Here is a 12,390-nt window from a genome sequence, read left to right as displayed (position 1 = left end):
ACGCTTATCGGCTGTATATTTTTAAGGATCGAAGCAGAGAATTTCTTCTTTACTTCCGACTCGCTGCGATCAGCGAAGCCTTGAATTCTAGCACAGTTTTTAGCGTCGTTGCAATCAAATTTCTTCGATCTTTTCAACACCAGCGATCTGCATCGCTTCTCTTCAGCAGAGCCTTGCATTGTAGCACGTTTTTTGACGTTCTTGCAAAACCCTGGAAGCTTCACTTTTCAGACATTTGCATGTCATCGAGTGCAGGGGCGCAATTCTAGCACCAATCCTGGCGGATGACTGGCGTCATCCGCCAGGATTTTTTCAGGCCGTCGCCAGAGCCTGTTCCAGGGCATCGACGAAGAGGCTGGCCACGTCACAGCCGGTCTGGTCGTAGATCTCCTGGAAGCAGGTGGGGCTGGTCACATTGATCTCGGTGATGCATTGCCCGATGACATCGACGCCTGCCAGCAGCAGTCCACGCTCCATGAGGATGGGACCGATCTCCTCGGCCATGGCCTTGTCGTGCTCGCTCAGCGGCTGGGCCACGCCCTTGCCGCCCGCTGCCAGGTTGCCACGCACTTCGTTGCCCTGGGGAATGCGTGCCAGGCAGTAGGGGACCGGCTTGCCTCCGATGACGAGCACACGCTTGTCGCCCTGGGTGATCTCAGGCAGGAACTTCTGCACCATGACGCTGCTGGCACCGCCCTGGTTCAGGGTTTCGATGATGCTGCCCAGGTTGCGGCCATCGGCGCCGACCCGGAAGATGCCCATGCCGCCCATGCCGTCCAGCGGCTTGAGGATGATGTCCTGGTGCTCTTCATGGAAGGCACGGATGTCCTGTGCACTGCGGGTGACCAGGGTGGGGCCGATGAATTGCGGGAATTCGAGGATGGCCAGCTTTTCCGGATGGTCCCGCAGCGCCCTGGGCTTGTTGAAGACCTTGGCGCCTTCACGCTCGGCCTGTTCGAGCAGGTGCGTGGAATAGAAGTATTCGGAATCGAAGGGCGGGTCCTTGCGCATGAGGATGGCGTCAAAGCCTGCCAGTTCAGCCAGCCCCTCCTGGGTTGTCTCGAACCACTGCTGCGCATCCCCCGTGAGCTGGATGTGCCGCACATGAGCGACGACCTTGCCGCCACGCTGCCAGGAAAGCTGCCTGGGTTCACAGGCCACGATGGAGTGGCCGCGCCGCTGTGCCTCCCTCATCATGGCGAAGGTGGTGTCCTTGTAGGTCTGGAACGATTCGAGCGGATCGGCAACGAAGAGGATTTGCATGGCTTGTGTGCGGAAGGCGGCGGCCCGTGCCTCGCCTATATATAGGAAGCAAAAGGGGGTGCCCGGGCCTGGGCCGCATGTCAGCTGGCCCGTGCACGTCGGTAATGTTGCACAAATAGCGCCAGGCTGCCTGCGACCACGCCCCAAAACGCCGAGCCGACTCCGGCTATCACCACGCCGCTGAGCGTGACCAGGAAGGTGATCAGCGCCGCCTCCCGGTGCTCCTCTCCCTGCAGGGCCGTGGCCAGGCCGCTGCCGATGGAGCCCAGCAGGGCCAGCCCCGCAATGCAGACCACCAGTTCCCTGGGGAAGGCGGTGAGCAGCCCTGTGACCACGGCGCCGAAGATGCCGATGACTATATAGAAGAAGCCGCAGACGGCCGCCGCCGTATAGCGGCGTGATTTGTCCTCATGGGCCTCCGGCCCCATGCAGATGGCGGCGGTGATGGCGCTGAGGTTGAGCGCATATCCGCCAAAGGGGGCCAGCACCAGGGTGGCGATGCCGGTCATGCTGATGATGCGGGAGATGGGCAGGTTGTAGCCCGTGGCGCGGATGACGGCCACGCCGGGCAGGTTCTGCGAGGCCATGGTGACGACGAACAGGGGCAAGGCCAGGCTCACCAGGGCCGGCACGGAGAACTCGGGCATGGTGAAGACCGGCCAGGCAAGGCCTGCATGCACGGCAGACCATTGCATCTGGCCGGTGAGCGCCACCCAGGCGATGGAGACCGCCAGCGTGGCGATGACCGCATAGCGCGGCGCCAGGCGGCGCGACAGCAGATAGGTCAGCAGCATGACCAGCACCAGGGGCAGCGCGTGCCTGGCGGCGGCAAAGGCCTGCATGCCGAAGTTGGCAAGTACGCCAGCCAGGAGGGCGGCAGCGATTTCCATGGGGATGCGGTTCATGACGCGCTCGAACCAGCCTGTGGCACCCACCAGGATGATCAGCCCCGCGCTGATGATGAAGGCGCCGACGGCCTCGCCCATGGAAAAGCCTCCGGCAAGCCCCGCCGTGGCCAGCACGGCAGCGCCTGGTGTGGACCAGGCGACCATGACGGGCATGCGCAGTATCAGCGAGGGCAGCAAGGAGCACAGGCCCATGCCCAGCCCCAGCGCCCAGACCCAGGAGGTGATCTGCTCGGGTGTGGCATGGAAGGCCTGGGCGGCCTGGAAGACCAGGGCCACCGAGCTGGTGAAGCCCACGAGCACGGCCACGAAGCCGGCCGCAAAGGCGGAGGGACTCAAGTCACGGAGAAAGCGCATCGCGCGATTCTGTCACCACAGTCGCGGATCGTGCGATGCGCGGGCGACGCCTACAGCTCGATCTTGGAGCCCAGCTCCACCACGGAGTTGCTGGGCAGGTGCAGGAAGTCGGAGACACGGCTGGCGTTGCGGTGCATCTGGGCGAACAGCTTTTCGCGCCAGGGCGCCATGCGGTGGCTGATGCGCGGGATGATGACATCGCGCGACAGGAAGTAGCTGGTCTCCATGACGTCGAGCTGGCAACCCCGGGGGCGCAACAGGGACAGCGCCGCCGGCACGTCGGGTTCGTTCTTGAAGCCGTAGTTGATGATGACCTGCCAGCAGTCGCTGCCCAGGGCCTCGATCTCGGTACGCTTGTCCAGGCCCACCCAGGGAATTTCGTGGTTGCGCACCGTGACGAAGATGTTCTGGCTGTGCAGCACCTTGTTGTGCTTGAGGTTGTGCAGCAGGGCGTTGGGCACGGTGCCAGGCTCGCCGGACAGGAAGACGGCCGTGCCCGGCACCCGCGCCGGGGGATGGCGCCAGACCGATTCGAGGAAGCTCTTGAGGTCGATGGCATCGGCCTGCAGCTTTTGGTGCAGCAGCTCGCGGCCCTTGCGCCAGGTCATCATCAGCGAGAACACCGTGCCGCCGATCAGCAGCGGGAACCAGCCGCCATCGAACAGCTTGAGCAGGTTGGACGAGAAGAAGGCCAGGTCCACCAGAAAGAAGAAGCCGGTGGCGGCAATGCACAGGGCCAGCGGATAGTTCCAGCGGTAGCGGATCACGAAGAAGGTCAGCGTGGTGGTGATCAGCATGTCCAGCGTCACCGCAATGCCGTAGGCGGCCGCCAGGTTGCCGCTGGAGCGGAACAGCACCACGGCCAGCGCGATGGCCACGAACAGGCTCCAGTTGACCAGGGGCATGTAGATCTGGCCGGCCTCGCGCACGCTGGTGTGGCGCACTTCCAGGCGCGGCAGATAGCCCAGCTGTATGACCTGGCGCGTGACGCTGAAGGCGCCCGTGATCAGGGCCTGCGAAGCGATGACCGTGGCCATGGTGGCCATCAGCACCAGGGGCAGCAGGGCCCAGGCCGGGGCCATCATGTAGAAGGGATTCTTCACGGCGGCCGGGTTGGCCAGCAGCAGCGCACCCTGGCCGAAGTAATTGAGCGTGAGGGCAGGCATGGCCACGGAGAACCAGGCCAGGCGAATGGGCTTCTTGCCGAAGTGGCCCAGGTCGGCGTAGAGCGCCTCCGCCCCGGTCACGCACAGCACGACGGCGCCCAGGATGATGAAGCTGGTGCCAGGGTTGTCCCAGATGAAGCGCACCGCGAAGTGCGGGCTGATGGCGGCCAGGATTTCCGGATGGCCGGCGATCTGGTGTATGCCCAGCGCGGCGATGGTGGCGAACCAGACCAGGGTGATGGGGCCGAAGAAGCGCCCTATCCCTGCCGTGCCATGCTTCTGGAACCAGAACAGCAGGAACAGGATGACCAGGGTCAGCGGGATCACCGCCTTGGTGAAGTGCGGGGACACCACCTCCAGGCCCTCGACGGCCGAAAGCACGGAGATGGCCGGCGTGATCACGCCGTCGCCATAGAACAGCGAGGTGCCGAAGATGCCGATGAGCAGCAGCACGCTGCGCAGGCGTGGCTTGTCCTTGACGGTCTGCGAGGCCAGGGCCAGCATGGCGACCAGGCCGCCTTCGCCGTTGTTGTCGGCGCGCAGCACCAGGACCACGTATTTGAGCGAGACGATGACCGTCAGCGTCCAGAACAGCAGCGACAGGACGCCGTAGATGTTCTCCTGCGTGAACGGCACATGGCCGGAGCCGAACACCTCCTTGACCGAATACAGCACGCTGGTGCCGATATCGCCATAGACCACGCCGATGGCGCCCAGGGTGAGCGCGGCCAACGAAGATTTGGTTTTCTGCACAGGTCTATGCGCCATCCCGTGGGGAGATGGCTTCAGTCAATTGAAATGCCGGCATTGTCCGCTGTCCTGATGACGAGCGCATCGGACAGCACCCCGATCAGTCGTAGATTTCCGCGTTGGGGTTGGTCGCCTCCAGCTCATAGCTGGCCGCCAGCATGGCGACCCGGGCCACCACGCCGTACATGTAGAAGCGATTGGGCATGCTGGCACCCGGGCGGGCGCCGATCTGGGGCAGCTGGGTGCTGTGCTGGAAGGCCAGCGGCACGAAGCCGGCACCGGGCGCGTTGAGGTTTTCGTCCACATCGCGCTCGGGATGCATGCGGTAGAAGCCGCCGACCACGTAGCGGTCCATCATGTAGACCACGGGCTCGGCCACGGCGTTGTTCATGCGCTCCTGGGTGAGCACGCCCTCCTGGATGATCACGTCGTGCACGGTCTGGCCGTCCTTGATCATGCCCATCTTGTTGCGGCTCTTGCGCGGCAGCTCGGCCAGTTCCTTGGCGTCGCGCACGGTCATCACGCCCATGCCATAGGTGCCGTTGTCGGCCTTGACGATGGCAAACGGCTTTTCCTTGATGCCGTATTCCTTGTACTTGCGGCGCACCTTGGCCAGCAGCACATCGACCTGCTCGGCCAGGCCTTCCATGCCCACGCCATTGGCGAAGTCGATGCCTTCGCTGCGCCCGAACAGCGGGTTGATCAGCCAGGGATCGATGCCCAGCAGCTTGCCGAAGCGCTTGGCCACTTCCTCGTAGCTCTGGAAATGACGGCTCTTGCGGCGCACGCTCCAGCCTGCATGCAGGGGCGGCAGCAGGTATTGTTCGTACAGCTCCTCGACGATGCCCGGCACGCCGGAGGACAGGTCGTTGTTGAGCAAGATGGTGCAGGGATCGAAATCCTTGAGGCCGATGCGGCGCTTGCTGCGGATCACCGGCTCCAGCGTCACCGTGTCGCCATGCGGCAGGGTGACGGTGGTGGTCTTCTTCACATCGGGGCTGATGGAGCCGATGCGCACATTCAGACCGGCCATGTTGAAGATGCGCTTGAGCTGCACCACGTTGGCCAGGTAATGGGTGTTGCGCGTGTGGTTCTCGGGAATGATGAGCAGGTTGCGCGCTTCGGGACAGATCTTCTCGATCGCCGCCATGGCCGCCTGCACGGCCAGCGGCAGCATTTCGTCGGTCAGGTTGTTCCAGCCGCCAGGAAACAGGTTGGTATCCACGGGCGCGAGCTTGAAGCCGGCGTTGCGGATGTCCACCGAGCAATAGAAAGGCGGCGTGTGTTCCATCCATTCGAGCCGGAACCAGCGCTCGATCGCCGGCATGGAGTCGAGGATGCGCTGCTCAAGCTCGTTGATCGGGCCTGTCAGGGCCGTGATGAGATGTGGAACCATAAAGACCCTCTGGGTACGGCGGTGGGGGGCAATTGTAGAGATTGGACCATGGTCTAAGTGTTTTCCCTAGTCACTTCGGCATCATCGGCGCCAGAAAGCCGGGGAAAGCAGCGCCATGAAGCTGAGGATTTCCAGGCGCCCCAGCAGCATGGCCAGGGTGCAGATCCAGGTCTGGAAGTCGGTGAGCACAGCATAGTTGGAGGACGGGCCCAGCGCGCCCAGGCCCGGCCCCATGCAGTGCACGCTGGCCAGCACGGCGGAAAAGGCGGTCACCGGGTCCAGGTCGGTGAGCAGCAGCACCATGCTGAGCGTGATCACGGTGGCGCCATAGACCAGCATGAAGGCCAGCACCGAGAAGATCATGCGGTCGTCCACCACGCCGTTGCCCAGCCGCACGGGCTGCATGGCGCGCGGGTGCACGAGCCGCGTGAGCTCGCGCCGCGCCTGCTTGAGCAGGATGAGCATGCGCACCATCTTGATGCCGCCACCCGTGGAGCCCGCGCTGGTGGCCACGCCAGACAGCAGCAGCATGAGCACGGGCGCGAAGACGGGCCAGCTCAGGTAGTCGACGGTGGTGAAGCCCGTGGTCGTGGCCACCGAGACCACGTGGAAGATGCCATAGCGCAGCGCCTCGACAGGCCCGTACACGCCCTTGGCCCACAGCAGCAGCGCGACGATGAGCCCGCCGCCCAGCAGCACGGCCAGCGTGGCGCGCATTTCGGGGTCGCGCCAGAAGCCGTCCCAGCGGCCCTTGCGCATGGCCACGAAGTACAGCGCGAAGTTGCAACTGGCCAGCAGCATGAAGACCAGGGCGATCAGCTCGATCAGCGGCGAGTCGAAGTAGGCGAAGCTGGCGTCGTGCGAGGACAGGCCGCCCAGACTCACCGTGGCGAACATGTGCATCAGCGCATCCAGCGGCTCCATGCCCGCGGCCCAGAAGGCCAGTGCACAGGCCAGCGAGAACACGCCGTAGACGCCCCACAGGCCCTTGGCGGTCTCGGTCATGCGCGGCGTCAGCTTGGTGTCCTTGATGGGGCCGGCGGCCTCGGCGCGGAACAGCTGGGCACCGCCCACGCCCAGCAGCGGCAGGATGGCCACGGCCAGGATCAGGATGCCCATGCCGCCCAGCCATTGCAGGAAGGTGCGCCAGACGTTGATGGACACAGGCAATGCGTCCAGCCCCGTGAGCACGGTGGCGCCCGTCGTCGTCAGGCCCGAGACGGCCTCGAAATAGGCGTGGGTGAAGCTGATGCTCAGGCCCACATGGCCCAGGCCCAGCACCAGGGGCAGCATGGCGCACAGCGGCAGCACCACCCAGACCAGGGTGACGAGGATGACGCCGTGGCGCGGCTGCAGCTCACGCCGGAAATGGTCCAGGCCTACCCACAGCGACAGCCCCGCCGCCGCCGTGATGCCGATGGCCCAGGGGTAGATGCGCCAGATGCCGTCGTCGGCAAACCAGGACACGGCAAAGGGCAGCAGCATGGACAGCGCGAACATGACCATGAGCATGCCAAGCACGCGCAGGACGGGGAACAGGTCGCGCATGGGTATGGGCTCAGAAGAAGGTGGCGCTGACGCGGAACAGGTTTTCCACGTCCCGCACCAGCCGCTTGTGGGGCAGGAAGAAGACCACGTGGTCGCCGCTCTCGATCACGGTGTTGCCGCGCGGGATGATGACCTCGGGCTCGGCACCGGCCGCGATCTCGTCGGCCGGCACGCCTTCGGGAATGCCGCGCACGATGAGGCCGATGTGCGCATCCTCGGGCACGCGCAGGTCCTCGACCTTGCGGCCGACCACGCGCGAGCTCTTGCGGTCGCCGCGCGCCACGATCTCCAACGCCTCGGCCACGCCCCTGCGCAGGCTGTGCACGGCCTGCACGTCGCCGCGGCGCACATAGGCCAGCAGCTCGCCGAGCATGGCCTGGGCCGGCGACAGCGCAATGTCGATCTGCGTGCCGTGCATCAGGTCGGCATAGGCGCGCCGCGTGATCAGCGAGAGCACGCGCCGCGCGCCCATGCGCTTGCCCAGCAGGCTGGCCATGATGTTGTTCTCGTCGTCGTCGGTGAGGGCCAGGAACAGGTCCACGTCCTCCACGCTTTCATCGGCCAGCAGGTCCTCGTCGGTGGCATCGCCGTGCAGCACCAGCACCTCGGCCGGCAGCAGCGAGGCCAGGTCCTGGCAGCGCTGCTCGTCGGGCTCGATGATCTTGATGTGAAAGCGGCCCGGCACGCGCGACAGCTGCAGCGCCAGGCGCAGGCTGACTTGGTCGCCACCGGCGATCATGATGCGGTAGACGGGGCGCGAAGGCCGGCCCGCGGGCTGGTGGATGGCGCGCAGCACCTCGGCCACATGCTCGCGCGCGGCCAGGATGAAGACCTCGTCGCCGGGCTCGATGCGGGTGTTGCCGTCGCAGCGCACGAAGCGGTCGGGCTCCTCCAGGAAACGCCGGTAGATGGCCACGATGCGCATGGCCAGCTCGGGCATGCAGTCGCGCAGCTCGCCGATGTGCTTGCCAACGGCGGGGGCGCCGTCGCGCGCACGCACCGAGGCCAGCGCGGCGCGTCCGCCCGCGAAGGCACGCACCTGCATGGCCTCGGGGAACTCGATGAGCTTGCTGATGTAGTTGGTCAGCGACTCCTCGGGGCAGATGATGCGGTCCACGCCGAAGCCTTCCTTGCCCAGCAGCGTCTCGTCATCGCCAAAGCCCGAGGAGCGCACGCGCGCGATGCGGGTGGGAATCTCGAACAGCACCTGGGCCAGCTTGCAGCACACCAGGTTGGTTTCGTCGAGCGCGGCGCAGGCGATCAGCAGGTCCGTGTCCTTGGCTCCGGCCTCGGCCAGCACCTGGGGATCGATACCGTTGCCCACGACGCCGCGCAGGTCGAAGCGCGACTCCAGCTCGCGCAGGCGACGCGCATCGGTGTCGATCACCGTGATGTCGTTGCGTTCGGACACCAGGCTTTCGGCCACGCTGTAGCCCACACGGCCGGCGCCAAGAATGATGATTTTCATGGGTTCATTGCGGTGCTGCGGTGCCGGCGCGGGGCATCCCGGCGCGGGGCGTCCCGGCAGGGTGCCTGCCGGCGCGCAGCAAGGTCCGGTCAGGTGCGGACTTCGCCTTCACCCAGCACCACGTATTTGAGCGAGGTGAGACCTTCGATGCCCACAGGACCGCGCGCATGGAACTTGTCGGTGCTGATGCCGATTTCCGCGCCCAGGCCGTACTCGAAGCCATCGGCAAAGCGCGTGCTGGCATTGACCATGACGCTGGCCGAGTCCACCTCGCGCAGAAAGCGCTGGGCATGCATGTGGTCGCGCGTGAGGATGGCATCCGTGTGGTGGCTGGAGTAGCGGTTGATGTGGGCGATGGCTTCGTCCACACCCGCGACGATCTTGACGCTGATGATGGGCGCCAGGTATTCCTCGCTCCAGTCCTGCTCGGTGGCCTCGGCCAGTTGGGCACCGGCCACGGACTTCAGGATGGCCAGCGATTCGGGGCAGCCGCGCATCTCCACGCCCTTGGCGGCGTAGATGGCACCGATCTGCGGCAGGAACTCGGCCGCCACGCCGCGCGCCACCAGCAGGCTCTCGCTGGCGTTGCAGGGGCTGTACTTGTTGGTCTTGGCGTTGTCGGCCACCTTGACGGCCATGGCGATGTCGCAGGGATCATCGACATAGGTGTGGCAATTGCCGTCCAGGTGCTTGATGACGGGCACCTTGGCCTCGCGGCTGATGCGCTCGATCAGGCCCTTGCCGCCGCGCGGGATGATGACGTCCACGTAGTCGGGCATGGCGATGAGCTGGCCCACGGCCTCGCGGTCCGTGGTCTGCACCAGCTGCACGCCGTGCTCGGGCAGGCCGGCCTCGGCCAGCGCCCTGGCCACGAGTGCGGCCAGTGCCTTGTTGGAGTCGATGGCCTCGGAGCCGCCGCGCAGGATGCAGGCGTTGCCGCTCTTGATGCTGAGGCTGGCCGCCTCGATGGTCACGTTGGGGCGGCTCTCGTAGATCATGCCGAACACGCCGATCGGCACGCGCATCTGGCCCACGCGGATGCCGCTGGGCATTTGCTTCATGCCGATGATCTCGCCGATCACGTCGGCCATGGATGCCAGCTGTTCGCAGCCCTGGGCACAGGTTTCAAGCACCTTGGGCGTCAGGCGCAGGCGGTCCACCATGGGTGCGGACAGGCCGTTGGCCACGGCGCGGTCGAGGTCACGGGCGTTGTCGGTCTGCAACGGCTCCACGTTCTCCCGCAGCAGGCGCGCCAGCGCCAGCAGGGCGCGGCTTTTGACGGCAGCCGAGGCTCGGGCCATCTGGGCGGAGGCCACTTTGGCCTGAACGCCCAGGTTGTGGGTGTATTCGACGATATTGAGCGCGTTCATTCCGAGATTCTCGCCGAGTTGCGCCCATTTGCGCACCGGGACCGGGCATGCCCCGCGCCGACATGCGGCTGCGATGCGGCCAGGGTGCGTCTGCGCACGGCCGCCAGAGGGCAAACCCCGCGTTGCGGCGGCCGGCAGGATGTCGCGGCCACCCTACACTGCTGCCCAGTACGCAGAGGTTTTCCCGCCATGTCCACCAGCCACGACACTCTTCTCGCCGCCCAGCAGCTCGCCCAGCTGCACGCCGGCTTCGCCCAACTGGCACAGCAGCAGCTGTCGGCCGCCGTGCTCGGACAGCAGGCCAGGGCCTCATCGGAGTTGCTGCAGGCCCTGCCGCCGCGCTACGGCGAAGTGCTGCTCAATCTGCTGGACCGACTGGAGTCCAGCGCGCTGTTCAGCGAGGAAAGCTGCTCCTTCAGCCAGAAGGACCTGCTGGACAACCTTGAGACCTGGGCCACCAAGGCCCAGGCGCAGTTGGAAAAGACGCGCTAGGAACGGTACGTCAGCCCTTGGCGCCGGCCTGGGCCAGGTCCACGGCCAGGCGGCGCAGGGCCTGCCAGCCGTCGCGCGGCCAGCCTTCGAAGGCCAAGCCCTTGACGATGCCGTCCACCGCGTGGGCCGATTGCAGCAGGCGCGCGGCCTGGGCGTCGGTGATGCGCGGCAGCAGGCGCTCGAACAAGCGTTCCTTGACGCCCCAGATGCGCTGGGCGCGCAGCGCCATCGGCAGGGGCTGGCCTGCGGCCATGGCGTCCCTCACGCGGCAGATGGCGCGGATGTCCTCGGCCAGGGTCCAGTGCACCAGCACCTCGGCCGTGCCCTCGGCCTGCAGGCCATCGAGCATGCGCGAGACGCGCGCCAGCTGCCCGCCCAGCACGGCCTCCGACAGCTTGAACACATCGTAGCGCGCCACATTGAGCACGGCCTGCTCGACCTGGGCCTGGCTCAGTTCACCCTCGGGATGCAACAGCGCCAGCTTCTGGATTTCCTGGTGCGCGGCCAGCAGGTTGCCTTCGACGCGGTCGGCAAAGAACTGCAGCGTGCGCTGCCCTTCCTCGCCGGGTGCGACGCGCTGGCCCTGGGCCGCCAGCCGCTGGGCAATCCAGGCCGGCAACTGGGCGCGCTCAATGGGATCGATCTGCAGCGTCATGCCCTGGGCCTCCAGCGCGCTGAACCAGGCCCCCGTCTTGGTGGCCTTGTCCAGGCGCGGCAGCAGGACCAGGGTGAGCGTGCTGTCGTTGCCCCGCGCGGACTCGGCGATCTGCTGCAGCGCGGCGCCGCCGTCCTTGCCGGGCTTGCCCGAGGGAATGCGGATCTCGACGATCTGCCGGTCGGCGAACAGCGACAGCGAGCCGCCGGCCGCCAGCACGGCGCTCCAGTCGAAATGCGCGCCGGCCACGGTATAGCTGCTGCGCTCGGTATAGCCGGCCGCGCGCGCCGCGGCGCGGATGGCGTCGGCCGCCTCCTGCTGCTGCAGCGGCTCGTCGCCGTGCAGCACATAAAGCGGGCGCAGGCCCTTGGCCAGATGGCCGCCAAGCTGGTTCAGGGCAAGCTGCATGGGGCTCAGGTCAGGCTCTTGACGGCGGCCAGGCGGCGCAGCAACTGCTGCACGATGTCGGTGCGCATGTCCTTGTAGAGCATGGCCTCCTCGGCTTCCTTGGACAGCGCGTTGGTTTCGTTGTACGTCACATCGCGCTGCTGCAGGATTTCGGTCTCGGGAATCGGCTCGTCGCCATTGGGCGTGCGCAGCTTGAAGCGCACGCGCAGGCGCAGCTGCAACTCGCGCACCTGGCCCAGCGCGTTCATGCCGACGATGACCCGCTCCTGCCGCTCGCTGACGATCTGGAAGATCGCTTCGGCATCGTCGGGCGATGCCGGATCGCGCAGCACGGTCAGCTTGTCGCTGGCACTGGCCAGATTGCGCGACAGCTCCCGCGCTACCGGAGAGCCCCGGCCCGCCTGGATGTACAGCGAGCGGAACACGAAGGTCGGCACCCCCCGCAGGCGAAAGCCGCAGGCCCCCAGCAGCGGAGCCAGGGCCAGGGCGGTGAGCAGGGTACGTTTTTGCATGCTTGGTTCCTTGTGGGGGCCCGGCCGGCCCCCCCCCCCCGGGGGGGCGGCCCCCCCCCCCCCCCCCCCCCACCAAACCCCCTGTGTGGGCTGCGCAAGC

Annotated in this window: 10 protein-coding genes; 1 reads left to right on the top strand and 9 read right to left on the bottom strand. The window is 66.3% G+C overall.

Annotated elements, in window-relative coordinates:
- Window positions 1-312 precede the first annotated feature (312 nt).
- From gshB to IAE24_RS29680, 7 genes are all read right to left on the bottom strand, one after another.
- Window positions 313-1,263, bottom strand: coding sequence for a glutathione synthase (gshB, locus tag IAE24_RS29710; RefSeq protein ID WP_012207791.1), 951 nt, complete (start codon window positions 1,261-1,263; stop codon window positions 313-315).
- Between the two features lie 80 nt (window positions 1,264-1,343).
- Window positions 1,344-2,525, bottom strand: a complete 1,182-nt coding sequence (locus IAE24_RS29705) for a benzoate/H(+) symporter BenE family transporter (RefSeq protein WP_199958559.1) — start codon at window positions 2,523-2,525, stop codon at window positions 1,344-1,346.
- A gap of 50 nt (window positions 2,526-2,575) precedes the next feature.
- Complete coding sequence (locus IAE24_RS29700; RefSeq protein WP_199958561.1) at window positions 2,576-4,444, bottom strand: potassium transporter Kup; 1,869 nt, start codon at window positions 4,442-4,444, stop codon at window positions 2,576-2,578.
- Window positions 4,445-4,541: 97 nt separating this feature from the next.
- Window positions 4,542-5,837, bottom strand: coding sequence for a glutamate--cysteine ligase (gene gshA, locus IAE24_RS29695; RefSeq protein WP_012207794.1), 1,296 nt, complete (start codon window positions 5,835-5,837; stop codon window positions 4,542-4,544).
- Window positions 5,838-5,918: 81 nt separating this feature from the next.
- Window positions 5,919-7,385, bottom strand: a complete 1,467-nt coding sequence (locus tag IAE24_RS29690; RefSeq protein ID WP_013804766.1) for a TrkH family potassium uptake protein — start codon at window positions 7,383-7,385, stop codon at window positions 5,919-5,921.
- 10 nt (window positions 7,386-7,395) lie between these two features.
- A complete protein-coding gene (gene trkA / locus IAE24_RS29685; protein ID WP_012207796.1) occupies window positions 7,396-8,853 on the bottom strand; it encodes a Trk system potassium transporter TrkA in 1,458 nt (485 codons plus the stop codon).
- Window positions 8,854-8,942: 89 nt separating this feature from the next.
- The gene (locus IAE24_RS29680) at window positions 8,943-10,223 is read right to left on the bottom strand and encodes a glutamate-5-semialdehyde dehydrogenase (protein ID WP_012207797.1); all 1,281 of its coding nucleotides are present in this window, start codon (window positions 10,221-10,223) and stop codon (window positions 8,943-8,945) included.
- Window positions 10,224-10,412: 189 nt separating this feature from the next.
- Between IAE24_RS29680 and IAE24_RS29675 the strand changes: the two genes are divergently transcribed.
- Window positions 10,413-10,715 carry a hypothetical protein gene (locus IAE24_RS29675; protein ID WP_013804767.1) on the top strand — a complete coding sequence of 101 codons (303 nt, stop codon included), beginning with the start codon at window positions 10,413-10,415 and terminating at the stop codon, window positions 10,713-10,715.
- A gap of 10 nt (window positions 10,716-10,725) precedes the next feature.
- Here IAE24_RS29675 and holA read toward each other — a convergent pair whose 3' ends face one another.
- Both holA and IAE24_RS29665 read right to left on the bottom strand, forming a co-directional pair.
- A complete protein-coding gene (gene holA / locus IAE24_RS29670) occupies window positions 10,726-11,778 on the bottom strand; it encodes a DNA polymerase III subunit delta (RefSeq protein WP_012207798.1) in 1,053 nt (350 codons plus the stop codon).
- A gap of 5 nt (window positions 11,779-11,783) precedes the next feature.
- Complete coding sequence (locus IAE24_RS29665) at window positions 11,784-12,290, bottom strand: LPS-assembly lipoprotein LptE (protein WP_012207799.1); 507 nt, start codon at window positions 12,288-12,290, stop codon at window positions 11,784-11,786.
- Window positions 12,291-12,390 lie beyond the last annotated feature (100 nt).

Origin of the sequence: Delftia sp. S65 (genome assembly GCF_016516495.1) — a bacterium.
In the GTDB taxonomy this organism is placed as follows: domain Bacteria; phylum Pseudomonadota; class Gammaproteobacteria; order Burkholderiales; family Burkholderiaceae_C; genus Comamonas; species Comamonas acidovorans.
Note: the sequence above shows the minus strand (reverse complement) of the source record. Positions and strands in the feature narration are given on the sequence as shown.

Excerpts from the sequence above, each read along its gene's own strand:
- IAE24_RS29680 (WP_012207797.1), bottom strand. The coding sequence starts at position 10,223 with ATGAACGCGCTCAATATCGTCGAATACACCCACAACCTGGGCGTTCAG.
- IAE24_RS29665 (WP_012207799.1), bottom strand. The coding sequence starts at position 12,290 with ATGCAAAAACGTACCCTGCTCACCGCCCTGGCCCTGGCTCCGCTGCTG.
- trkA (WP_012207796.1), bottom strand. The coding sequence starts at position 8,853 with ATGAAAATCATCATTCTTGGCGCCGGCCGTGTGGGCTACAGCGTGGCC.
- holA (WP_012207798.1), bottom strand. The coding sequence starts at position 11,778 with ATGCAGCTTGCCCTGAACCAGCTTGGCGGCCATCTGGCCAAGGGCCTG.
- IAE24_RS29690 (WP_013804766.1), bottom strand. The coding sequence starts at position 7,385 with ATGCGCGACCTGTTCCCCGTCCTGCGCGTGCTTGGCATGCTCATGGTC.
- gshA (WP_012207794.1), bottom strand. The coding sequence starts at position 5,837 with ATGGTTCCACATCTCATCACGGCCCTGACAGGCCCGATCAACGAGCTT.
- IAE24_RS29675 (WP_013804767.1), top strand. The coding sequence starts at position 10,413 with ATGTCCACCAGCCACGACACTCTTCTCGCCGCCCAGCAGCTCGCCCAG.
- gshB (WP_012207791.1), bottom strand. The coding sequence starts at position 1,263 with ATGCAAATCCTCTTCGTTGCCGATCCGCTCGAATCGTTCCAGACCTAC.
- IAE24_RS29705 (WP_199958559.1), bottom strand. The coding sequence starts at position 2,525 with ATGCGCTTTCTCCGTGACTTGAGTCCCTCCGCCTTTGCGGCCGGCTTC.